Raw genomic sequence first — 21825 nt, forward strand, 5'->3', positions numbered from 1 at the left:
GGTGCCTCCAACGGATCAGCCCGAATCGCTCCCGGTGATCGCCGTCGTCGGGCCCACAGGTTCTGGGAAGTCGGAGCTGGGCATCGCACTGGCCGACGCCCTCGGCGGCGAGGTGATCAACGCCGACGCCATGCAGTTCTACCGGGGCATGGATATCGGCACGGCCAAGCTGTCCCTCGAGGAACGCCGCGGTGTGCCGCACCACCTTCTGGACATCCTGGACGTCCGCGAGGAGGCCAGTGTCGCCGCCTACCAGCAGCGGAGCCGGGAAGCGATGGCTGAAATCCGCGCGCGGGGCCGGGTGCCCATCCTGGTGGGTGGATCGGGCCTGTACCTTCGGGCGGCGCTGGATGAGCTTGAGTTCCCGCCGACCGATGCCGCCGTCCGCGCACGGCTCGAAGACGAGAACGCTGCACACGGAATTGCCGCCCTGCGTGAGCGGCTGGCCGCCGTCGATCCCGTATCCGCCGGGCGGCTGGGGGATGAACGCAGGGTCATCCGGGCCCTTGAAGTGTATGAAATCACCGGCCGGTCCTTCAGTTCCTTCATGCCCCGGCGGGTGTACCACCAGCCTGCGGTGCAGATCGGGCTGGGCGTGGATCGCGACATCCTTCGGGACAGGCTGGCTGAACGCGTGCACGCCATGATCGGGCGCGGACTTCAGGACGAGGTCCGCGTGCTCGACGGGCAGGGCCTGCGGGAGGGCCGCACCGCTGCCCGTGCCCTGGGCTACAGCCAGTTCCTGCGCGTGCTCGACGGCGAATGGTCACCGGCCGAGGCAGCCGAGGACACCATCGCCGCCACCCGGCGCTTCGCCCGGAGGCAGCTGACGTGGTTCCGGCCGGACGACCGGATCCGCTGGCTGCACTGGCATGACCCTGAACTGCTCGGGAAAGCAGTAAGAGCCGCGCGGAAAGAGGGACCCCTATCCTAGATAGGGTGAGCACACATACCCAGGCGGCAGCGGCTGCCCGCACGCGACTGTCCGGACTGTCCTTCACCAAAGGGCACGGCACCGGTAATGACTTCATCCTGGTCGCCGACCGGGACGGCACGGTGGACCTGACGGCAGCCGATGTCGCGGCCGCCTGCGACCGCCACCGGGGTATCGGCGCGGACGGATTGATCCGTGCGGTGCCGTCGTCGTTCCTCCCGGAGGGCAGGGCACTTCTGCAACAGGCGCCGGACGCCGAGTGGTTCATGGACTACCGGAACGGCGACGGTTCGGTGTCGGAAATGTGCGGCAACGGGGTCCGCGTGTTTGTGCACTTCCTGGTCAGCCACGGACTGATCGACCTCGCCGAGGGAGCCACCGTTGCCGTCGGTACCCGCGGCGGAGTCAAGATTGTCGAGCGCTCCGCGGACGGCTACTCGGTGGACATGGGGCCGTGGGAGTTCATCTATCCGGACGCCGCGGCCGCGCGCGCCACGGATTCGCTGGTGGAGGCAGACGGGCTGCAGGTCGCGCGGCCCGGACTGTCGGTCAGCATGGGCAATCCGCACACGGTCGTGGCCCTGGCAGAGATCGCGGAACTGCGCGCAACACGCCTGTTCGATGCGCCGTCCGTGGACCCGCTGCCGCCGAACGGAACCAACGTGGAGTTTGTTGTGCCGCACGATCCGCTGATGCACGACGGCGTGGGCCAGGTGAGCATGCGTGTCCACGAACGTGGAGTGGGTGAAACCCTCTCCTGTGGGACCGGCGCCTGCGCTGCGGCGGTCGCCACCCGCTTCTGGGCGGGGGAGGACGCCCCTGACGTCTGGAGCGTCACCGTGCCCGGCGGTGTTGTCGGCGTGCGCTTCCGGCTGGGCGCCGGGGGCGACGAACACGTCCATCTGAGCGGTCCGGCCGTACTGGTGGCCAGCGGTACCTTCGCCTAGTCCTGCCGGGTCACCCGCAGGATACGGAAGGATTTCGCGGTGGAAGCGCGGCCGACGTCGTAATCGGCCGGAAGTTCCGCTGCCAGCCACCGCTGCAGTGAATCGGCGCCCAGGTTTTTCTGCACCACCAGCCACGCTGTCCCGCCCGGGGCAAGCCGGGGGAGCCAGCGCAGCAGTAGCTCGTGGAGGGCATCCTTGCCGATGCGGATCGGGGGGTTGGACCAGATGGTGTCGAACAGGATGTCGTTCCTGACGTCGTCGGGCAGCGCTGCGGTCACGTTGGCGAGATCCAGCCGCCGGGCATTTTCCCGGGTCAGTTCCAGCGAACGCTCATTGACGTCGATGGCGACGACGGCGGCCCCGGGCGCCTGGAGCGCCATGGTGAGGGCGAGCGGGCCCCATCCGCAGCCGATATCGAGCAGGCTGGACCCGCCGGGCGGCGGCACCTCCGACAGCAGGATCGCGGTGCCTTTGTCCACACCGTCCGGGCTGAAAATGCCGCCGGAGGTCACGAGGTCCCGTTCCCTGCCTGCCAGTGACACCCGGAGTGGGCGGCGCCGGTCCGGCCCGGAGGGAGCGGTGCTGAAGTAGTGCTGCGAATCCATAATGTTCCAGCCTAGTGGTCCGCGCTTCGCGCTGAGAGAATCCCGCCCACGCCGCCGGGCCGACGGACTACCATGGAAAGACAGATACCAAGGGAGAGTATGACCACTCATCACGGAGCGTCGGCAACGCCCGAGCCGGAAATGGGCCCCGATGAAATCCAGGCCGTCATCGACCGGATTCTTGCCAAAGACCCCGCATCCACCACCGGCGCCACCCGCCGTTTCGGCAACGGGCAGCGCGAACGAGCGCAGGCGTTGTCGAAACTCGACGGGGAACCATCGGAGTACGACGGCGACCAGCAGGACCGTGAAGAGCGGCGCGCACTGCGGCGTGTGGCCGGGCTCTCGACGGAGCTTGAGGACGTCAGCGAGGTCGAATACCGACAGCTGCGCCTTGAACGCGTGGTGCTGGCCGGCATCTGGGGCGAAGGAACCGTGGCGGACGCGGAGAATTCGCTGCGTGAACTCGCCGCCCTCGCAGAAACAGCCGGATCCGAAGTCCTGGACGGCATCATTCAGCGCCGCCTGAAGCCGGATCCGGGCACCTTCCTGGGGGCCGGCAAAGCCGAGGAACTTAAGAACATCGTGATGGCCACGGGAGCGGACACGGTCATCGTCGACAGCGAGCTTGCCCCCTCGCAGCGCCGCGGGCTTGAAGACATCGTCAAGGTCAAGGTCATTGACCGAACCGCTCTCATCCTCGACATCTTCGCCCAGCACGCCAAGTCGCGTGAAGGAAAGGCGCAGGTGGAGCTGGCACAGCTCGAATATCTGCTTCCGCGGCTGCGCGGCTGGGGCGAGTCCATGTCCCGCCAGGCCGGCGGCCAGGTCGGTGGTGCCGGTGCAGGGATGGGTTCGCGCGGGCCCGGCGAGACCAAGATCGAACTGGACCGCCGGAAAATCCGCACCCGGATGGCGAAGCTCCGCCGGGAGATCGCCGGAATGAAGCCCGCCCGTGAAACCAAGCGGGCCAACCGCCGTCGTCATGAGGTCCCGTCTGTGGCGATCGCCGGCTACACGAACGCCGGGAAGTCGTCCCTCCTGAACCGGCTGACGGATGCCGGGGTCCTGGTGGAGAACGCACTGTTCGCCACGCTGGATCCGACCATCCGTCGGGCCCAGACGCCGGACGGGCTGGAGTTCACCCTCGCGGATACCGTCGGGTTTGTCCGGTCCCTGCCCACCCAGCTGGTTGAAGCGTTCCGGTCCACCCTTGAGGAAGTAGCGGACGCTGACCTGATCCTGCACGTCGTGGATGCCTCGCACCCTGACCCTGAGGGACAGATCGCCGCCGTACGGGATGTCCTGACGGAGGTGGACGCGCGCAAGGTGCCCGAGATCATCGTCCTGAACAAGGCGGATGCCGCAGATCCGTTTGTCCTCGAACGGCTTCGGCAGAAGGAACCGCGCCACGCAATCGTCTCCGCCCGCACCGGCCAGGGGATTCCGGAGCTGCTTGAACTGATCAGCCAGGCCATTCCACGGCCGAGCGTCAGGCTGACGCTGCTGGTGCCCTACCAGCGCGGGGACGTCGTATCGCGCCTGCACCAGCCGGACGCGGAGATCCTTCGGCTCGAACACGTCGAAAAGGGTACCGAAGTCGAGGTAATGGTCCGGGAAGGCCTGGCCGCGGAACTGGAGCCGTTCGTCAGGCATGGCTGAGGGGAAGGTAAGTCCCCTACAACTGCTCGACGACGTCGTGGAAGCGATGGGCGGTCAGCAGCGCAGCGGGCAGCATGAAATGGTGCGCCAGGTCGAGGAAGCGATCGACAGCGGCACCCACCTGCTGGTGCAGGCCGGAACCGGCACCGGAAAGTCCCTGGCGTACCTGCTGCCCCTGATCACCCACGCGGTGAAGAGCGACACCACCTCCGTTGTCTCCACCGCCACGCTGGCGCTGCAGGCGCAGATCGTCAACCGCGACCTGCCCCGGCTGCTCGAGACCCTGAAGGGCTCGCTGCCGCGGCCCGTGAATGTCGCGCTGCTCAAGGGCCGCGGGAATTACGTCTGCAGGCACAAGACAGGCGGCGGATTCCCGGACGAGGAGGACTCCGGAGCCCTGTTCGCGCTGGACGGCGAGCCGGCAACCCCGCATCCGTCTGCGGGACCGTCCACTCCGCTCGGACGGGAGATCGTCCGCCTGCGGGAGTGGGCCGAGGAAACAGAAACCGGCGACCGGGATGAGCTGCTGCCCGGGGTCAGTGACAGGGCCTGGCGGCAGGTCTCGGTGTCCAGCATGGAATGCCTCGGTGCGCAGAGGTGCCCCGTGGCCGACGAGTGCTTCAGCGAACGCGCACGTGAAAAGGCAGGCCAGGCGGACATCGTGATCACTAATCACGCGCTGCTGGCCATCAACGCTTTCGAGGGGCTCGCGGTGCTGCCCGAACACGACGTGGTGGTGATCGATGAGGCGCATGAACTTCACGACCGCGTTACCTCCGCCGTATCGGGACAGCTGTCCGGAGCGTTGATCGGAGCCGCGGCAGCTGCAGCGAGACGTCATCTGGGCGCCAACACCGATACACTCCAGGCGGCCCAGACCGCCTTTGAGCACGCTTTCGACGCCCAGCCCTCCGGCCTGATGGCAGCGGGACTGAGCGAGCAGCAGGAGCTTGCCTTGGTGCAGTTGCGCGAAGCCTGCCGCCTGGCGCTGTCCGAGTCGAGTTCGGACGGTTCCGCCCAGTCGGTGGACGGCGGCCGCCAGATGGCCCGCTCACGCCTGCTGGTGCTGCTCGAATTCGCTGAACGGATGGTCGCGGCCCGTGGCGCCGGGGAAGTGCTGTGGTCCAGCCGGCCGAGCACGTTCACCCCCGGTTCCGGATACTCGGCTGCAGACGAATCCTCGCCGGCAACGATCAGCATTGCGCCCCTGTCGGTGGCGGGACGGCTCAGGCGCGGACTGTTCGAGGACCATACTGTTGTGCTTACGTCGGCAACCCTGGCGATCGGGTCGGAGTTCGGACCAGTCGCGGGTTCGCTCGGACTGACAGGGGAGGGCGCACCGTCCTGGACAGGAGTCGACGTCGGAAGCCCGTTCGACTACCCGCGGCAAGGCGTGCTGTATGTCGCCAAGGACCTGCCGAAACCCGGCAGGGGAACGTCGGAGGAACAGCTGGACGAGCTGGAGGCCCTCATCAAGGCCTCCCGCGGAGGAGCGCTGGGCCTGTTCTCCTCGCGGCGCGCCGCTGAAGAGGCCGCTGACGCCCTGCGGCAGAGGGTCGACGTTGAAATCCTCTGCCAGGGCGAGTCCTCCATGTCCGCGTTGGTCAAACAGTTCGCGGAGGAGCCCGACACCTGCCTGTTCGGCACCATGTCACTCTGGCAGGGCGTCGATGTGCCGGGGAACGCCTGCCGGCTCGTGACCATCGACCGGATACCCTTTCCGCGCCCCGACGACCCGCTGATGACCGCGCGCACCCGCGCTGTGGCGAAGGCCGGTGGAAACGGCTTCATCAGTGTCTCGGCCACCCATGCCGCCGTCCGGCTTGCGCAGGGAGCGGGGCGCCTCATCCGCGCCCGGGACGACAAGGGGATGGTGGCCATCCTGGATTCGCGGCTGGCTACCGCCGGCTACGGCGGTTTCCTCCGGGCAGCGCTGCCCCCGTTCTGGCCGACCACCGACCGGGCTACCGCTCTGGGCATCCTGTCACGGCTGGCCGCCGCGCAGCCGGCGTAACCGACGCTTCCGCAACCGGGGCAGATGCTGCTCTCGGGCGCCGCAGCGACCTCAGAGGGCGCGCATCACCGATACAACCTTGCCCATGATCGTGGCATGGTCGCCGAGGATGGGTTCATAACTGGTGTTCTGCGGCAGGAGCCAGGTGTGGCCGTCCCGCTGCCGGAATGTCTTCACGGTGGCCTCGTCGTCAAGCAGGGCAGCCACAACATCGCCGTTTTCCGCCGTGCTCTGCTGGCGGACCACCACCCAGTCACCGTCGCAGATAGCTGCGTCGATCATCGAGTCACCGGATACCCGCAGCATGAAGAGGTCCCCATGGCCGACAAGCTGGCGCGGAAGCGGCATGACATCCTCCACGACCTGATCTGCCAGGATAGGACCGCCCGCCGCAATGCGGCCCACGAGCGGAACCATCGCCGCATCGACCGCTGACACCGGAGCAGGCTCCTCCTCGGAGGACGGTAGGACCCGCGGCGCCTTCTCACCGAAGGTGAGGGGAAGCAGGATCTCCATTGCCCGCGGACGCTTGGGATCGCGGCGGATGTAACCCATCCGCTCCAGCTGGGCGAGCTGGTGCGTCACGCTAGACAGGCTGGCCAGTCCCACCGTGTCACCGATCTCACGCATGGACGGCGGATAGCCGTGCGCTGCCACACTGCGCTGGATGGTTTCGAGGATTTTCTTCTGCCGGGGCGTCATCCCCTTGGGAATAGCCCGGCCACGCGGACGCCCGCGCCCCCGCTTTGCACCGGAAGCCGACGCCTCTGCCATGTCCCCTGCCGCACTGAGATCTGCCACCAGTATGCATCCCTTTCCCTGGGCCGGACCCGGGCCAGCCGGCCCTCCAACCTGTTTTGTCAGTGGTGGGTGATGAGCTGGTTTTCGAAGCGGCCGGACCGTCACCCTCACCAGCAACGCTAGGGGACAGCGAACGCCTTTTCAAACATTTGTTCGAGCGAGTCTCGACAATATTAGTTCACAGGTGCTAAGAATAAACACAGAGGAATAGAACACAGCTTCGAATAAAGCTGTCGGACATCCACATCATCAAGAAAGGTGACGCCATGTCGACGCTCCATATCGCAGGAACCGCACCCTCATTCCAGCTGGACATCCGGGGAAGCCGTGCGGCCGGGCGGGCCCCTCGCCTGCATCTGACGCGGCGGGGCTGGATCGTGCTGGTAGCGGCACCCCTTGCCCTGCTCGCAGCCGCTCTGCTCATCGTCAGTGCGTTCTTCTCCTCGCAGGCACAGGCTGCGGCAAGCGGGACTGCCGTTACGGAGACGGTGCGCGTAAGCGTGACGTCAGGAGAAACGCTGTGGGCACTCGCGGCCGAGTACGCCCCGGAACGGGACCCACGCGCCGTCGTTGAGGAAATCGTGGAACTGAATGCGCTGGCCTCCTCAACGGTGCAGGCCGGGCAGTCGCTTCATATCCCCGTCGGCAACCCATAACAGGGCTCTACAGAATCGGTGTCACAGTGTCCCTGGGCGCAATGCGATTCTGCATTGTGGATCCCGCGGCCTTAAACTCTGGTGGTGACCGATCAGCTTGAACGCCTCAGCCGTCTGCCGATCAGGGACAACCTCAGGGGCCTGCGCCCCTACGGAGCTCCCCAGATCGATGTTCCCATCCTGCTGAATGTCAATGAGAACACCCACGGCGTCCCCGGGGACGTGCGCAGGGCGATTGTCGAAGCGGTGCAGGACGCAGTGGCCGGGCTCAACCGCTACCCTGACCGGGAGTTCACCCTGCTTCGTGAGCACCTCGCCGGTTATCTCGGCCACGGTCTCACCGCAGACAACATCTGGGCCGCCAACGGGTCAAACGAGGTGCTGCAGCATATTCTCCTCGCCTTCGGCGGGCCCGGCCGCACCGCCCTTGGATTCCCGCCCACCTATTCGATGTACCCCCTCCTTGCAGGGTCCACCGGGACCTCCTACTTGGCCGGCACGAGAGCGGACAACTTCGACCTCGATGCCGGAGCGACGGCCGAGCAGGTCGCGGAAACAGGTGCCAACATCGTGTTCCTGTGCAGCCCGAACAACCCAACGGGCACGGCCTTGTCCCTGGACGTTGTCGCCGCGGCGTACGAGGCAGGAGAAGCGGCCAGGGCGATCATCATCGTCGACGAGGCCTACGCCGAGTTCTCCCACACCGGCACTCCGAGTGCCCTGGAACTGCTGCCGGGACGGGAACGGCTCATCGTCTCGCGCACCATGAGCAAGGCTTTCGCCCTCGCCGGGGCCCGGGTTGGATACCTGGCCGCGGCGCCGGAGATTTCCGACGCCCTCCGACTCGTTCGTCTTCCGTACCACCTCTCAGCAATCACCCAGGCCACTGCAATAGCGGCGCTGACCCACTCAGCGAAACTGCTCGCCAACGTTGACGAGATCAAAAGGCAGAGGGACCGCATCGTGTCCGCGCTCACCGGCCTCGGGCTTCCCGTAGCGCCGTCGGATTCCAACTTCGTCCTCTTCGGCGGGCTCGAGGATCCGCGGGCCGTATGGCAGGGACTGCTGGACGCAGGAGTGCTTATCCGGGACGTCGGTATACCAGGCCATCTACGGGTCACCGCCGGAACGGAAGAGGAAACCAGGATCTTCCTCGAAACCCTCGAATCTCTGATCCGGCCCTCCGTCTCATAAACTGGACGCCGGATGCATGTACGGGCGTTTCGCCCGCCTGTCGCTGTTACAACTGTTAGGACTCTCCCCATGACCGCGGAAGCTACTGCCCGACGCGCTGCGCGACGTGAGCGAACCACGAGTGAATCGTCGGTGTTCGTCGAACTCGACCTCGACGGCACCGGGCGCTCCGAGATCAGCACGTCCGTACCCTTCTATGACCACATGTTGACGGCGCTGGCCAAGCACTCGCTGATCGACCTCACGGTCCGGGCCACCGGAGACACCCACATCGATGTCCACCACACCGTCGAAGATGTCGCAATCACACTCGGTGAGGTGCTGCGGGAGGCCCTCGGCGACAAGGCCGGTATCCGCCGGTTCGGTGAAGCGACAGTGCCGCTTGATGAGGCTCTCGCTAACGCCGTCGTCGACATTTCGGGCCGTCCGTACCTGGTTCACGCCGGTGAGCCTGCAGGCCAGGAATACCACCTGATCGGCGGGCACTTCACGGGTTCCCTCACCCGGCACGTCTTTGAGGCCATCACCCTCCACGCCCAGATCTGCCTGCACATGAATGTCCTGGGCGGCAGGGATCCCCACCACATTGTCGAGGCGCAGTTCAAGGCGTTCGCGCGTGCCCTCCGCACCGCGGTGGAACCGGACCCGCGCGTGACCGGCATCCCTTCGACCAAGGGCGCACTGTGAGCGCGCCCCGGGTCACCGTCCTGGATTATGGGTCGGGGAACATCCGGTCAGCGGTGCGCGCACTTGAGCACGTAGGCGCCGAAGTCACCCTGAGCGCCGCTGCCGACGATGTACTCAACGCTGACGGCCTCGTGGTCCCCGGTGTCGGTGCCTTCGCCGCCGTCATGCAGGGCCTGAAGGACGTGGATGCACTCCGTATGATCGGACGCCGGGTTGCCGGTGGACGTCCGGTCCTCGGGATCTGTGTCGGGCTCCAGGTCCTGTTCGAGGAGGGCGTGGAACACGGCGTCCGCACTCAGGGCATGGGTGAGTGGCCCGGCACGGTTGAGAGGCTCAAAGCCGACGTGGTCCCGCACATGGGCTGGAACACGGTTGACCCGCCGGAGGGATCGGTACTCTTCGAGGGCATTGCCGACGAGCGTTTTTACTTTGTGCATTCATACGGGGTGCAGGAGTGGAACTTCGACGTGACCCAGCCGGCCATGCGTCCGCCGCTTGTCACCTGGTCCACGCACGGCGGCCCCTTCATCGCCGCGGTCGAAAACGGCCCGCTCTCCGCCACCCAGTTCCACCCCGAAAAGTCCGGCGACGCCGGAGCCCAACTGCTCCGCAACTGGATCAGCAGCCTTCGCTGAGCCCCAACACGCTGCTGACACTGCCAGCCGTCCACCTGCGGCGGCGCGAAACCCTGAACAAAGGAAGTGCATGAGCCCCTTCACTGAATCGCCCATCCTTGAACTGCTCCCTGCCGTGGACGTCGCCGACGGGCAGGCAGTCCGGCTGGTCCAGGGCGCTGCCGGGAGCGAGACAAGCTACGGCGACCCGCTGGATGCAGCACTGCAGTGGCAGAATGACGGCGCTGAATGGGTCCATCTGGTGGACCTCGACGCCGCCTTCGGACGCGGATCCAACAGCGACCTGCTGGCCAGGGTGGTCAAGGAGCTCGACATCAAGGTGGAGCTCTCCGGCGGCATCCGCGACGATGCCTCACTGGACCGCGCACTTGAGCTCGGTGCGGAGCGCGTCAACCTCGGTACCGCGGCGCTGGAGAACCCGGTGTGGACGGCCAGCGCCATTGCGCGCTACGGGGACGCCATCGCCGTCGGCCTTGACGTCCGTGGCACCACGCTGGCAGCCCGCGGCTGGACCGAGGAGGGCGGCGACCTCTGGGAGGTTCTTGCGCGCCTGGACGACGCCGGCTGTGCCCGGTACGTCGTCACCGATGTGACGAAGGACGGGACCCTGCGCGGGCCGAACCTGCAGCTCCTGCGGGACGTCCTGGAAAAGACCGCGCGTCCCGTCGTGGCGTCAGGGGGCATCTCCAGCCTTGAGGACCTCGCCGCCCTGCGCCAGCTCGTTCCCGACGGACTGGAAGGCGCCATTGTGGGCAAGGCGCTCTACGCGGGCGCGTTCACGCTTCCCCAGGCGCTGGACGTTGCAGGACACCCGGAACGCTAGGCATGCCCGAGCGTAGGCTCCCCGCCCATATCGAGGCGGCGCTCAACGGGACGGCGCCGCTCCAGGGCAATGTCGCCGACTCCGCCGGCCGCCCCTGGCAGGGCAGGGACCTCTCCGGCGACGGCAATCCGCTGCACACGTTCGACAAGGACGACGGCGCGGTGCCTGCGCCGTACGCGGCCGCGCTCGAGGGGCTGCTCAACGGTGCCGACGGTGAAGCGGCGGTCGTGCGCGCGCTGGCCGGGGTGCGGGTCTTTGTGCCCGTCATCGCCCAACTCGGTGGTGAGGAGCAGGCCGGCGCGCAGGCGCACTCTCCGCATTCCCAAGGGGACAGGCACTCCGAGGGGGACAAGGAGGCCGACATGGCCCTTGTCACCGTCAAGGCCCCGGACGGACGCAGCGCCCTGCCCGTCTTCACATCCACCGCGGGACTGGAGCGGTGGCATTCCGAAGCGCGGCCCGTTGCGGTGTTTGCCGCCCGGGCGGCACTGGCCGCAGCTGCAGAGAACGCGGAACTCATGGTCGTCGATCCCGGCGGGGAAGCGACCTTCGTGGTCCGCCGTCCGGCGCTCTGGGCGCTGGCGCAGCAAGAGGAGTGGACGCCGTCGTACGCGGATCCGGAACTGGCACAGCTTGTCGGCGGGGCAGTCCCTGAAGACGGCCGAATCCGCAGGGTGGAGCTGACCCCCGGCAGCGGCGTTCCAAGCCGCACGGCTGGCGGTAAAGTAATCGGAGGCGGTGGCCCCGGTCCGGAATTGTGCCTGACGCTCGTGCTGGAAGCAGGCCTCCCGCAGGAAGACGTCCGCTCATTGACGCGCGAGCTCCAGGACCGTCTCCAGAATCTGCAGGACTTTGTCGAGCGGGTGGACTCGCTCGAAATCCGGCTCACCCGCTGATCCTTTCCGCGGCTGAGCCCGCGTGAAAGATGATGAACGTTGAACTTTGCTGTCTACCGGGAACTCCTGAGGATTGTCCCTGTCCGCCGTCTTCTGCTGGTGGGCATGATCGCGCGTTTCCCGCACTCCGCCGCAGGGGTGCTGCTGACCCTGCACGTTGTCCAGACGCTTGACCGGGGCTACGCCGAAGCCGGGGCCGTGGCGGCTGTGATGACCATCGGAATCGCCGTCGGCGCGCCATGGCGTGGCCGGCGCGTGGACCTGGCCGGGCTGAGGGTCGCGCTGATCCCGTCAGTGATCGCAGAGGCCGTGATCTGGTCGGTGGCACCCCACCTGACCTACGAATGGCTGCTCCTCGCTGCCCTCGTCGGCGGGGTCTTCACCCTTCCCGTGTTTTCAGTGGTCCGCCAGTCACTCGGCGTCCTCGTCAGCGGTGACTCACGGCGCACCGCTTTTACCCTCGACGCCGTCGCAACCGAAGTGATCTTCATGGGCGGGCCGGCGCTGGGAGCCGTACTGGCCACCCAGGTCTCGACCGTGCTGGGCCTGACGGTCGTCGGGCTTTCCACCGCCGTGGCCGGGCTGTTCCTCATGTGGTTCAATCCGCCCACGCGAAGCGCCCAGCCGGGAGCCGTTGCCGCTGCGCCGACGGCGGCGCAGGATGACGCCGCAGCTGTCGAGGTGATGGTTGCAGCCGCGCCGGCGCACGTGTGGGAGGCATCGGCCGAGCTGGTGCCCGGAGCCCGGCCGGCACGGGCTGTCCGTGCCCGGGCGCGGGTGGCGCACAGCTTCGCGTGGCTCACCCTGCCGGTGGCAGTGGTGCTGGTAGTCGCTGCGGGCGCGGGAATGGTTCTTGCGGGCACCGACGTCGGCATCATCGCCGTGCTCGAGGACGACGGCCGCGCCTTCGAACTCGGGTGGGTCTTCCTCGCCTGGTGTTCGGCTTCCGTGGTGGGCGGCCTGGTCTACGGCGCGATGCACCGGCCCATCTCGCCGCTGGTTCTGCTCCTGCTGATGAGCGTGCTCACCATCCCCATGGGCTTCGCCGACAGCACGTTCGTGCTGGCCCTGCTGTCCATCGCGCCGGGTCTGCTCTGCGCCCCCGTCCTCTCCGCCGCCTCGGAGAGGATTGCGCACCTCGTTGCGGAGGAACGCAGGGGAGAGGCCATGGGCTGGTACGGCTCGGCGCTGACCTCCGGCGTGGCGCTCGGAGCGCCGGCGGCCGGCCTGATGATCGATTCGGTGGGACCGTGGGGCGGTTTCGTTGCGGTGGGAGCAGCTACCGCCGCCCTGAGCCTGCTGGGCCTGGGAGCGCAGCAGGCACGACGACGGCGCTCCCTGTAACGCTGGGCCGCTAGTTGACCGGTCCGGTGAACTTCTCGCCGGGCCCCTGGCCCGGTGCATCCGGGATGAGCGAGGCCTCGCGGAAGGCGAGCTGCAGCGACCGCAGCCCGTCGCGCAGGGGGCCGGCGTGCTGGCTGCCGATCTCTGGAGCGGCCGCAGTGATGAATCCCGCCAGCGCTGTGATCAGCTTCCGGGCCTCGTCGAGGTCCTTGTACGTCTCGGCGTCGGTTCCTTCGGCGAGGCCGCACTTGACGGCTGCAGCGCTCATCAGGTGGACTGCCGACGTCGTAATGACCTCCACGGCCGGAACCTCGGCGATGTCTCGAACGTGATCCGACGCGGCGCCGGAGGCTGCGCGAGTCTCCTCCGCCGACTCGAAGGTGTGGCGGGTGGCATCGGAATTACTGTCTGCTGTGCTCATGCTGGTAAGCTTGTCACAGACCGATTGGGGGTCGTTATTTTTTGTGGCCTGGAACGGCATGAAAAAGATCACCAATATGCAAGCGGAGTCCTCTCCCACCCGCGATTGCCGCCGTTGCCCCCGAGGCAACTACAGGCAGCCGGGTTCAGGTCGGTGCTCGGGCAGCCCCTGGAGGGTTTGCCGCGGACGCACTGATATCCGAGGCCTTCGATTGCGCATGCAGTTGGGGGCCTTCTCCTTTGTATGTGGTCACAGTTTTCGACGGACATCAGGAGCAGCACATTAGCGAGCCAAGAATCAATGATCGTATCCGCGTCCCAGAGGTGCGGTTGGTAGGCCCTGCGGGTGAACAGGTTGGAATCGTCCGCATTGAAGACGCCCTCCGACTCGCCGCTGAGTCCGACCTTGATCTTGTTGAGGTTGCACCGCAGGCGAAGCCCCCGGTAGCCAAGCTCATGGATTTTGGTAAGTACAAGTACGAGGCGGCGGTGAAGGCGCGTGAGGCGCGCAAGAACCAGACCAACACCGTGCTGAAGGAAATTCGTTTCCGGCTGAAGATCGATACCCACGACTACGAGACCAAGCGCGGCCACGCCATCCGCTTCCTCGGAGCGGGAGACAAGGTCAAGGCGATGATCCAGTTCCGCGGCCGTGAGCAGCAGCGCCCCGAGATGGGAATCCGTCTCCTGCAGCGCTTCGCTGAAGACGTGGCCGAGGTCGGGGTTGTCGAATCGACGCCGCGGATCGACGGCCGAAACATGGTCATGGTGATCGGACCGGTCAAGAACAAGGCGGAGGCGAAGGCCGAGGCGCGCCGCGCTGCACAGCGTGCCGAGTCGAAGGCCTCCAACCAGTCCCCGAAGGACAAGGTGGACACCTCTTCCTCGGCGCCGATGACCCAGAGCATCGGGGACCTGCTGCCCGAGGAGCTTCGTTCAGCCGGCAGCGCATCCGCGCCGGAGGCTGAGGCTCCCTCCGTGGAGACGCCGGTTACCGAGGCGCCTGCCGCTGCGAAGGATGAAGCTGCTCCAAAGGAAACCTCTGCGCCCAAGGAAGAAGCTGCTCCCAAGGCTGCTGCTGCGAAGGAAGAAGCTGCTCCCAAGGCCGCTGCTCCCAAGGCCGCTGCTCCCAAGGCTGCTGCGCCGAAGGAAGAAGCTGCGCCGAAGGCTGCTGCTCCCAAGGCCGCTGCGCCGAAGGCTGCCGCGCCCAAGGAAGCCGCTGCACCCAAGCCCGCGGCAGCTGCACCGAAGCCCGCCTCGGCTGCCCCTGCAAAGCCGACGGCAACTCCGAAGCCCGCAACGCCGAAGCCAAGGCCCGCCGCTGCACCCAAACCAACCGGAAAGGCAGCCCCAGCCAAGGGCTCGCCGAACCGTCCGAAGCCCTCGGGTTCCAACTAGGAGCCGGCTGCCGTCCAGGCAGCGAGGCAACACGTAAGCACCGCAGTCCGCTGCGGATACCGCAAGAGCCGCCGGCAAAGTGCCGGCGGAAACCAAAGGAGATCGGTTTCCATGCCGAAGATGAAGACCCACAGTGGCGCCAAGAAGCGCTTCAAGCTGACCGGCAGCGGCAAGCTCAAGCGCCAGCAGGCCAACCGCCGCCACTACCTGGAGCACAAGCCCTCCACGCTGACGCGCCGTCTGGCCAGTGACCAGATCGTGTCCAAGGCTGACACCAAGGTCATCAAGAAGATGCTCGGCGTCTAACAAGCACACCCACCACTTCCGGGCACCCTGAATACGGCACTCACGCCGCAGGGATGGAACGCCCGGACGATCAATCGAAGGAGTACGCACGTGGCACGTGTGAAGCGGGCGGTCAATGCCCACAAAAAGCGTCGGGTTATTCTTGAGCGCGCCAAAGGCTACCGCGGTCAGCGTTCGCGCCTGTACCGCAAGGCAAAGGAGCAGCTGCTCCACTCGTTCGTCTACAGCTACGGCGACCGCCGCAAGCGCAAGGGCGATTTCCGCCGTCTCTGGATCCAGCGCATCAACGCTGCATCCCGCGCCAACGGCCTGACCTACAACCGCCTGATCCAGGGCCTGAAGGCCGCCGGCGTTGAGGTGGACCGCCGTATGCTCGCCGACCTCGCCGTGACTGACGCCAACGCGTTCGCGGCTCTGGTGCAGATCGCCAAGGACTCGCTGCCGGCTGACACCTCGGCACCGGTGCGGGCCTAGCCTGCACACCCAGCCGGCTCCTGCGAACCGGTTGAACAATTCATGAATGCTTCCGAACGCCCCCAGGCGCCGCTACTGACAAATCCCCGAGCCGATCGGGTGAGGGAAGTAGCGAAGCTTGCGGGGCGTTCGGCGCGTTTAAGGCAGAAGCGATTTCTTGCCGAGGGCCCGCAGGCGGTGAGGGAGGCTCTGCGTCTCCACCAGACGCGGCGCACAGCGGGTGAGGCCGCCGTCGTCGACGAGGTGTACCTGACGGCCGAAACCCTGGAGCGTTATCCGGAGTTCGGTTCTGTAGTGCCGCCGCGCATGGTGACCCCGGAAGTCCTCGCGGGGATGAGCTCGACAGTCACGCCGCAGGGGGCTGTGGCCGTGTGCCGGTTCATTGATTCCCCGCTCACGGCGGTTCTTCAGCGGCGTCCCCGGCTGATCGCCGTCCTCGTGGAGGTACGGGATCCGGGAAACGCGGGAACCATCCTGCGTGCTGCTGACTCGGCAGGCGCCGACGCCGTGGTCCTCACCAGTGGAAGCGTGGACATCTACAATCCCAAGGCAGTGCGTTCCACCGTCGGTTCCCTCTTTCACCTGCCCGTCGTCGTCGGCATCGACCCCGGCACGCTGCTCAGGGAGCTGTCGGACCGTGCGGTCACCCTGCTCGCAGCCGACGGGTACGGAACGTGGAACCTGGACCGACTCCAGGACGCCAGCGCCGCCCGGCGCCTCGCCCCGTCAATCGGCAGCACGGACAGCCCCGATGCGGGCGGCCCATTCCTGGAAGCTCCCACCGCGTGGCTCTTCGGAAACGAGGCGCAGGGGCTGGGCCAGGACGTGCTGCAGGCGGCCGACTACAGGGTCTCGGTGCCAATCTACGGAAGCGCCGAGAGCCTGAACGTGGGAACGGCAGCGACGGTCTGCCTGTACGCCTCCGCCCGCGCCCAGCGCCTCGAAGGACGCTAGCTCAGCTGGCCGGAGGGTCAGCGGGCTGCGGGGACCGGAACCGGGTCCACGGACGGCCGGTTCCGGTCCATCCGGCCGCTGAGCAGCGCCACGCCGAGACCGAAAGCCGCCAGGACGGCACCCACCAGCGCAGGGGCCGTGTAACCCCAGCCGAAGGCGATCACGGCACCGCCCAGGAAGGCGCCCAGCGCATTGGCCGTGTTGAGCGCCGCATGATTCATGGAGGACGCGAGTGACGGCGCATCGGGGGAGACGTCCATCAGGCGTACCTGCAGTGAGGGAATCAACGATGATCCGATCGCGCCGACGAGGAAGACGAAAAGCAGCGCCGTGGGCGCCCACTGCACGGCGAAGGCGAAGACCAGCAAACACACCGAGATGCTGCCCATCACCCAGTGGATGGTTCCCAGTACCGAAATATCCGCCAGACGCCCGCCCACGATGTTGCCTGCCACCATGCCCAGCCCATAGAGCGCGACGACGACCGGGAGCAGGTTCTCGGAGACACCGGCTACCTCTGTCATGGTCGGCGCAATGTAGGTGTACACCGCGAAGAAGCCGCCGAACCCCACAGTGCCGATGAGCAGCGTCATCCAGACCTGCCCGCGCTTCAGGGCGCCGAGCTCGCCGGTGATGCTCGCGCCGTCACGCACGTCCTGGTGGGGCACAAAGCGTGCGATCATCCCAAGCGTCAGGATTCCGATGAGGCCCACGAGGAGAAACATCGTCCGCCAGCCGAACTGCTGCCCGAGCCAGGTGGCAAACGGCACGCCGACCACATTGGCCACGCTCAACCCCATCATCACCATCGCCACCGCACGTGCACGTCTGGTCGGCGCGGACAGGGAAGCTGCGATCACCGCCGCGACCCCGAAAAAGGCGCCATGGGGAAGCCCGGAGATGAAGCGGGAAAGCAGCAGCCAGCCGTAGTCGGTGGCGATGTAGGACGAGAGGTTCCCCAGCGTGAACAGCAGCATCAGCGCCAGCGCGACCCGTTTGTGCGGCAACCGTGCGCCGAGCGTTGACAGCAGCGGGGCGCCGACCACCACACCGAGGGCGTAGGCGGAGATGACGTGCCCGCCGGCGGGGATGTCAACTCCCAGATCAGCCACCATGAGCGGCAGCAGGCCCATGATGGCGAACTCCGTGGTGCCGATTCCGAACCCTCCGACGGCCAGCGCGAGGATGGCCAGGACAAGGTGGGAGGTTGATCTCTGGGCAGGCAGTGCTGGCACGGGGCTCGTTTCGACGACGGAAAGCGCCTGGCCGGCGCCGGTATCTTGGCCGCGCATCGTTGAGCAGGGATTGGATGACCTGGGTATCTGACCAGTTTACGGGTCCGAGACCGGATCGATGCCAAAACGATCCCAAGCCGCACCCTTTGCGGAGCATTCATCGGCTCTAAGATTGGACCGGCACGAGGAGCGCGGAGCCATGCATGAGACATCCCCACAGCCGCTGACTATCTCCGGATTGTTCCGGGAATCATCCCGGGTACGGCACGATTGGATGTCCCCCGCGCCGCCGTCCTTCCTCCGCCGGGCCGCCGCTGTCTGCCTGCTGTCGGTGAGCCTCATCCTGGGGATGCTGGGCGGCACCCTGCCCGCTGCCCACGCGGCACCCCTGTTCGGCCACGACATCTCGTGGCCGCAATGCCCGACGGCGCAGGGCGGCTTCGGGCTGCCGCTACCTCCGCCGGAATCCCGGTTCGTGATCATCGGGCTGACCCGCGGTCTCGCCTTCACCGAGAATCCCTGCCTCGCTGACCAGGCAGCCTGGGCGCGCACCAACGGCAAGCCGGCGCATGGCTACGCGATGGGAACCTATCCGACGGCGGCGCAGCTCGCCACCTATGGCGGCCAGGGACCCTGGTCCTCCACCACGCACGCAGGCAGGCTTTCCAACGTCGGCTACTCCGAGGCCCGCTTCGCCATCCAGAGCATGAGCCGGATCGGCTTCCGTCCGTCGGTGGTGTGGATCGACGTCGAACCCCGCCCGGCCCAGCCCTGGCCGTCTGCCACCGTGGCCCAACGCCTGGACAACCGGTACGTCATTGAGGGTCTGATGCGCGGACTCCGGGACGCAGGCTTCTCCTACGGGTTTTACTCCTACGCGGCCGGCTGGCAGGAGATCGTTGGTCCCTGGCGGTTGACCGGTGTTCCCGTCTGGGCAACCGCGGGGCGGCTGGATTATCCGACCGAGGCGCTGGACCGGTGTTTCCCGCCCAGTTTCTCCGCCGGGCGGGTCTACATCTCGCAGTGGTATGACGACGTGCGGGACTACGACCGCACGTGCGAACCGTACGCCTTCACACCGCTGCCGATCCCCGCATCGACGCTGAGCGGTTCAACCGCCGAATTCAACGGTGACTGGCGCAACGACATCCTGGCGCGCGTCGGCTCGACCGGCGCGCTGCGGCTGTATGCGGGCAACGGTGCCGGCGGACTGAACCCGGGAGTCCAGATCGGCAACGGCTGGGGCATCTTCAACGCCCTGGAGACCCTCGGGGACTTCAACGGTGACGGTCCGTCCGACGTGATTGCCCGGGACGGCGCCGGTGTGCTCTGGCTGTACCGGGGCAACGGAACCGGCGGCTGGCTGTCACCACTCCGCGTCGGTCACGGCTGGAGCGGTTTCACCAGCATCGTCGCTCCGGGGGACTTCAACGGTGATGAGCGGGTGGACCTGCTCGCGCGGGATGCCGCAGGGGTTCTGTGGCTGTACCGGGGTAACGGTTCGGGCGGCTGGCTGCCGAGGCTCCGGGTGGGGAGCGGCTGGAACGCGTTCAGCCGTATCGTTGCTCCGGGTGACCTCAACGGTGACCGCACGAGCGACGTTCTTGCCCGGGACGCCGCAGGAATCCTGTGGGTGTACCCGGGCAACGGTACGGGCGGCTGGCTGCCGCGGGTCCGTGCCGGACACGGCTGGAACTCCATGACGGCTATCGTCGGCGCGGGGGACCTCAATGGCGACCGGATCCCCGATATCGCCGCGCGGGACACCGGCGGCGCACTGTGGCTTTATCCCGGCAACGGCCGCTCGGGCTGGCTCCCGCGTTCACCGCTCGGCACCGGCTGGAACGGCATCAATGCGATCTTCTGACCAGGCGCTGCGCGGCACCTAGACTGGCGGGATGACCGATACCCAGCGCAAACAGATTGTCGGCGCCGCCATTGTGGATTCCCTCGCCGCACCCGCCAGGCTGCTCGCCGCCCGGCGCACCGCTCCCGAACAGTTCGCGGGGCAATGGGAGTTTCCTGGCGGCAAGGTGGAGCCCGACGAGGACGACATCGAGGCGCTCCAGCGTGAAGTTCGCGAGGAACTGGGCGTGGACGTGCAGGTAGGCGCTGAGCTTGAGGGGCCGGACCCGGAGGGCTGGCCGCTCAATGATTCTGCCGTCATGCGGGTCTGGCTGGCCGTCATCACCGCGGGCGTGCCTGCCGCGCTGCAGGATCATGATGAACTTCGCTGGGTGGATCTCAAGGACACCGGCGAGCTGACGGAGCTGCCCTGGATTCCCGCGGACCGCCCGATCGTGGATGCGCTGCTCGAGATGATCGTCCCGATCGGGGACCTCTCCGAGGCGAGGGACTAAAACAGTGTGGGCTCGGTGACCGCTTCCGGAACGGTCCGCTGATCCGGGCGTGCGGTTCCGGGAGCGCCCGCATTCTCCCTGAAGAAGCGTGCGCCTGCAGACAACCCATGACGACGCCGGTGCACCCGCACACGCTCCGACAGCCACGCGCGGTACTCGGCCGAGGCGTAAGTGCCGCCGCGATAGAGACGCCGGTAACGGCCAATGAGCGTGGGGTGCGTCTTCGCGAGCCACTCCAGGTACCACTCACGGGCACCGGGCCGCAGGTGCAGCGCTCCGGCGGACACGCCCGTTGCCCCGGCGGCGGCGAGAGCACCGAAAAGCGCATCCAGCGCTTCATCGCTGTCAGTCAGCCACGGCAGGATGGGCATTGCCATCACCCCGCAGGGCAACCCGGCGTTCCGCAACCGCGTAATGAGGTCCAGGCGTGCACGGGGAGTCGGTGTACCGGGTTCCACCGCGTGCGCCAGGGCCGGGTCGATGACGGCCAGCGAGATGCCCATGCCGACGCTGACCTGCGTGCCGGCCCGCCTGAGCAGCGGAATGTCCCGGCTGAGAAGCGTTCCCTTGGTGAGGATGGAAAACGGTGTTCCGCTGTCAGCCAGTGCGCGGATGATGTCCGGCATCAGCCGGTACCTGCCCTCGGCCCGCTGGTACGGGTCGGTGTTGGTGCCCATGGCCACGTGTTCCCTGGCCCAGGACGCCTTGGACACTTCACGCCGGAGTACCTCACCGACGTTGGTCTTGACGACAACCTGAGAATCGAAATCGAGCCCGGTGTCGAGGTTCAGGTAGCTGTGCGTCTTCCGGGCGAAGCAGTACACGCACGCGTGTGAGCATCCCCGGTACGGATTCACCGTCCAGGAGAACGGCATCCCGGAGGTTTTCGGAACCCGGTTGAGCGCCGACTTGGCCAGCACCTCGTGGAATGTGATCCCCGCGAAGTCGGGTGTTTGGACGGACCGCACCAGCCCGGCAAGGGGTACCAGCGGCTCCGGTTCACTCAGGGTGCGCGCCGCCATCGTCGTCTTCTGTCCGTCCCACCGCATGTATTTATTAGAACATGTGTTCCCATTCACTGTCTGTGACGGCGCACCGCTAATCTGGGGGAATGATTCTGCTCACCGGGTTCGAGCCTTTCGGCGGCGAAACCGTCAATCCATCGTGGGAGGCGGCGCAGCTGGCCGCAGCCCGGCTGACGGCTCACGGGGAACCGGCGGCAGCCGTCCAGCTGCCCTGCGTCTTCGGCGACAGCCTGCGGGTCCTGGCCGAGGCGGTCCGCGCCCACAATCCTTCCCTGGTGCTCTGCGTCGGCCAGGCAGGCGGACGCCCGGCGATCTCGCTGGAGCGGGTCGCGATCAACGTTGACGATGCCCGCATTCCGGACAACGCCGGGAACCAGCCCGTCGATGAACCGGTGCGCGCCGGCGGGCCCGCCGCGTACTTCAGCACCCTTCCGCTCAAACGGAGCCTGCAGGCG

22 protein-coding genes and 1 pseudogene are annotated in these 21825 nt (G+C 67.0%); 18 read left to right on the forward strand and 5 right to left on the reverse strand.

Annotation, left to right across the window (positions count from 1 at the left end):
- Position 1 precedes the first annotated feature (1 nt).
- Together miaA and dapF are read left to right on the forward strand one after the other, a co-directional pair.
- Positions 2–934 (forward strand): tRNA (adenosine(37)-N6)-dimethylallyltransferase MiaA, encoded by a 933-nt coding sequence (gene miaA / locus X803_RS0113055; RefSeq protein WP_026545479.1) that lies wholly within the window; start codon positions 2–4, stop codon positions 932–934.
- 5 nt (positions 935–939) lie between these two features.
- Complete coding sequence (gene dapF, locus X803_RS0113060; RefSeq protein ID WP_026545480.1) at positions 940–1881, forward strand: diaminopimelate epimerase; 942 nt, start codon at positions 940–942, stop codon at positions 1879–1881.
- On the opposite strand, the gene X803_RS0113065 is transcribed toward dapF, so the two are convergent.
- Entirely contained in the window at positions 1878–2486 is a 609-nt protein-coding gene (locus X803_RS0113065) for a class I SAM-dependent methyltransferase (RefSeq protein ID WP_026545481.1), read from the reverse strand. The two genes, dapF and X803_RS0113065, sit on opposite strands and share 4 nt — an antisense overlap.
- Before the next feature lie 99 nt (positions 2487–2585).
- Between X803_RS0113065 and hflX the strand changes: the two genes are divergently transcribed.
- Both hflX and X803_RS0113075 read left to right on the forward strand, forming a co-directional pair.
- Positions 2586–4148, forward strand: coding sequence for a GTPase HflX (gene hflX, locus X803_RS0113070; RefSeq protein WP_026545482.1), 1563 nt, complete (start codon positions 2586–2588; stop codon positions 4146–4148).
- Complete coding sequence (locus tag X803_RS0113075; protein ID WP_026545483.1) at positions 4141–6162, forward strand: ATP-dependent DNA helicase; 2022 nt, start codon at positions 4141–4143, stop codon at positions 6160–6162. Before hflX ends, X803_RS0113075 begins: the two co-directional genes overlap by 8 nt.
- A 51-nt stretch (positions 6163–6213) precedes the next feature.
- Here X803_RS0113075 and lexA read toward each other — a convergent pair whose 3' ends face one another.
- The gene (gene lexA / locus X803_RS0113080) at positions 6214–6864 is read right to left on the reverse strand and encodes a transcriptional repressor LexA (RefSeq protein WP_253907472.1); all 651 of its coding nucleotides are present in this window, start codon (positions 6862–6864) and stop codon (positions 6214–6216) included.
- A gap of 365 nt (positions 6865–7229) precedes the next feature.
- On the opposite strand from lexA, the gene X803_RS19915 reads away from it, so the two are divergent.
- From X803_RS19915 to X803_RS0113115, 7 genes are all read left to right on the forward strand, one after another.
- Positions 7230–7619 carry a LysM peptidoglycan-binding domain-containing protein gene (locus X803_RS19915; RefSeq protein ID WP_084033749.1) on the forward strand — a complete coding sequence of 130 codons (390 nt, stop codon included), beginning with the start codon at positions 7230–7232 and terminating at the stop codon, positions 7617–7619.
- 84 nt (positions 7620–7703) lie between these two features.
- Positions 7704–8813, forward strand: coding sequence for a histidinol-phosphate transaminase (locus tag X803_RS0113090; protein WP_026545485.1), 1110 nt, complete (start codon positions 7704–7706; stop codon positions 8811–8813).
- A gap of 69 nt (positions 8814–8882) precedes the next feature.
- Positions 8883–9500, forward strand: coding sequence for an imidazoleglycerol-phosphate dehydratase HisB (gene hisB, locus X803_RS0113095; RefSeq protein WP_026545486.1), 618 nt, complete (start codon positions 8883–8885; stop codon positions 9498–9500).
- A complete protein-coding gene (hisH, locus tag X803_RS0113100; RefSeq protein ID WP_026545487.1) occupies positions 9497–10135 on the forward strand; it encodes an imidazole glycerol phosphate synthase subunit HisH in 639 nt (212 codons plus the stop codon). The genes hisB and hisH overlap by 4 nt, the downstream gene beginning before the upstream one ends.
- A gap of 70 nt (positions 10136–10205) precedes the next feature.
- Positions 10206–10958: a bifunctional 1-(5-phosphoribosyl)-5-((5-phosphoribosylamino)methylideneamino)imidazole-4-carboxamide isomerase/phosphoribosylanthranilate isomerase PriA gene (gene priA / locus X803_RS0113105; protein WP_026545488.1), complete on the forward strand. Its 753-nt coding sequence runs from the start codon at positions 10206–10208 to the stop codon at positions 10956–10958.
- Between the two features lie 2 nt (positions 10959–10960).
- On the forward strand, positions 10961–11854 hold the full coding sequence (locus X803_RS0113110) for an SseB family protein (RefSeq protein WP_026545489.1): 894 nt from the start codon (positions 10961–10963) through the stop codon (positions 11852–11854).
- Between the two features lie 39 nt (positions 11855–11893).
- The gene (locus X803_RS0113115; protein ID WP_026545490.1) at positions 11894–13198 is read left to right on the forward strand and encodes an MFS transporter; all 1305 of its coding nucleotides are present in this window, start codon (positions 11894–11896) and stop codon (positions 13196–13198) included.
- A gap of 10 nt (positions 13199–13208) precedes the next feature.
- Here the strand turns inward: X803_RS0113115 and X803_RS0113120 are convergent, their stop codons facing one another.
- Complete coding sequence (locus X803_RS0113120; RefSeq protein WP_026545491.1) at positions 13209–13619, reverse strand: DUF1844 domain-containing protein; 411 nt, start codon at positions 13617–13619, stop codon at positions 13209–13211.
- 245 nt (positions 13620–13864) lie between these two features.
- Between X803_RS0113120 and infC the strand changes: the two genes are divergently transcribed.
- The 4 genes from infC (at position 13865) to X803_RS0113140 (ending at position 16750) form a co-directional block, all read left to right on the forward strand.
- Positions 13865–15016: a translation initiation factor IF-3 gene (gene infC, locus X803_RS19920; RefSeq protein WP_275450948.1), complete on the forward strand. Its 1152-nt coding sequence runs from the start codon at positions 13865–13867 to the stop codon at positions 15014–15016.
- Between the two features lie 111 nt (positions 15017–15127).
- Positions 15128–15322 (forward strand): 50S ribosomal protein L35, encoded by a 195-nt coding sequence (gene rpmI, locus X803_RS0113130; protein WP_026545492.1) that lies wholly within the window; start codon positions 15128–15130, stop codon positions 15320–15322.
- 90 nt (positions 15323–15412) lie between these two features.
- Positions 15413–15796, forward strand: a complete 384-nt coding sequence (gene rplT / locus X803_RS0113135) for a 50S ribosomal protein L20 (protein WP_026545493.1) — start codon at positions 15413–15415, stop codon at positions 15794–15796.
- 42 nt (positions 15797–15838) lie between these two features.
- A complete protein-coding gene (locus X803_RS0113140) occupies positions 15839–16750 on the forward strand; it encodes a TrmH family RNA methyltransferase (protein WP_026545494.1) in 912 nt (303 codons plus the stop codon).
- A 17-nt stretch (positions 16751–16767) separates the two neighbouring features.
- On the opposite strand, the gene X803_RS0113145 is transcribed toward X803_RS0113140, so the two are convergent.
- On the reverse strand, positions 16768–17985 hold the full coding sequence (locus tag X803_RS0113145) for an MFS transporter (protein WP_026545495.1): 1218 nt from the start codon (positions 17983–17985) through the stop codon (positions 16768–16770).
- 199 nt (positions 17986–18184) lie between these two features.
- On the opposite strand from X803_RS0113145, the gene X803_RS0113150 reads away from it, so the two are divergent.
- On the forward strand, positions 18185–19852 hold the full coding sequence (locus X803_RS0113150; RefSeq protein WP_253907468.1) for an FG-GAP-like repeat-containing protein: 1668 nt from the start codon (positions 18185–18187) through the stop codon (positions 19850–19852).
- A 31-nt stretch (positions 19853–19883) separates the two neighbouring features.
- On the forward strand, positions 19884–20345 hold the full coding sequence (locus X803_RS0113155; protein ID WP_026545497.1) for a (deoxy)nucleoside triphosphate pyrophosphohydrolase: 462 nt from the start codon (positions 19884–19886) through the stop codon (positions 20343–20345).
- On the opposite strand, the gene X803_RS19925 is transcribed toward X803_RS0113155, so the two are convergent.
- The gene (locus X803_RS19925; protein ID WP_051470746.1) at positions 20342–21394 is read right to left on the reverse strand and encodes an Rv2578c family radical SAM protein; all 1053 of its coding nucleotides are present in this window, start codon (positions 21392–21394) and stop codon (positions 20342–20344) included. The genes X803_RS0113155 and X803_RS19925 overlap by 4 nt on opposite strands.
- A gap of 62 nt (positions 21395–21456) precedes the next feature.
- Here X803_RS19925 and X803_RS19930 point away from each other — a divergent pair.
- Positions 21457–21825: pseudogene (locus X803_RS19930) on the forward strand (pyroglutamyl-peptidase I); the annotation flags it as partial.

It is taken from the genome of Arthrobacter sp. 35/47, assembly GCF_000520475.1.
Lineage (GTDB): Bacteria > Actinomycetota > Actinomycetes > Actinomycetales > Micrococcaceae > Arthrobacter_D > Arthrobacter_D subterraneus.

Bases quoted from the DNA above. Each gene is read 5' to 3' on its own strand.
- X803_RS0113155 (WP_026545497.1), top strand. From the start codon at position 19,884: ATGACCGATACCCAGCGCAAACAGATTGTCGGCGCCGCCATTGTGGAT.
- rpmI (WP_026545492.1), top strand. From the start codon at position 15,128: ATGCCGAAGATGAAGACCCACAGTGGCGCCAAGAAGCGCTTCAAGCTG.
- priA (WP_026545488.1), top strand. From the start codon at position 10,206: ATGAGCCCCTTCACTGAATCGCCCATCCTTGAACTGCTCCCTGCCGTG.
- X803_RS19915 (WP_084033749.1), top strand. From the start codon at position 7,230: ATGTCGACGCTCCATATCGCAGGAACCGCACCCTCATTCCAGCTGGAC.
- X803_RS0113120 (WP_026545491.1), bottom strand. From the start codon at position 13,619: ATGAGCACAGCAGACAGTAATTCCGATGCCACCCGCCACACCTTCGAG.
- hisB (WP_026545486.1), top strand. From the start codon at position 8,883: ATGACCGCGGAAGCTACTGCCCGACGCGCTGCGCGACGTGAGCGAACC.
- X803_RS19925 (WP_051470746.1), bottom strand. From the start codon at position 21,394: ATGCGGTGGGACGGACAGAAGACGACGATGGCGGCGCGCACCCTGAGT.
- X803_RS0113140 (WP_026545494.1), top strand. From the start codon at position 15,839: ATGAATGCTTCCGAACGCCCCCAGGCGCCGCTACTGACAAATCCCCGA.
- X803_RS0113110 (WP_026545489.1), top strand. From the start codon at position 10,961: ATGCCCGAGCGTAGGCTCCCCGCCCATATCGAGGCGGCGCTCAACGGG.
- hflX (WP_026545482.1), top strand. From the start codon at position 2,586: ATGACCACTCATCACGGAGCGTCGGCAACGCCCGAGCCGGAAATGGGC.
- X803_RS0113075 (WP_026545483.1), top strand. From the start codon at position 4,141: ATGGCTGAGGGGAAGGTAAGTCCCCTACAACTGCTCGACGACGTCGTG.
- X803_RS0113150 (WP_253907468.1), top strand. From the start codon at position 18,185: ATGCATGAGACATCCCCACAGCCGCTGACTATCTCCGGATTGTTCCGG.
- lexA (WP_253907472.1), bottom strand. From the start codon at position 6,864: ATGACGCCCCGGCAGAAGAAAATCCTCGAAACCATCCAGCGCAGTGTG.
- X803_RS0113065 (WP_026545481.1), bottom strand. From the start codon at position 2,486: ATGGATTCGCAGCACTACTTCAGCACCGCTCCCTCCGGGCCGGACCGG.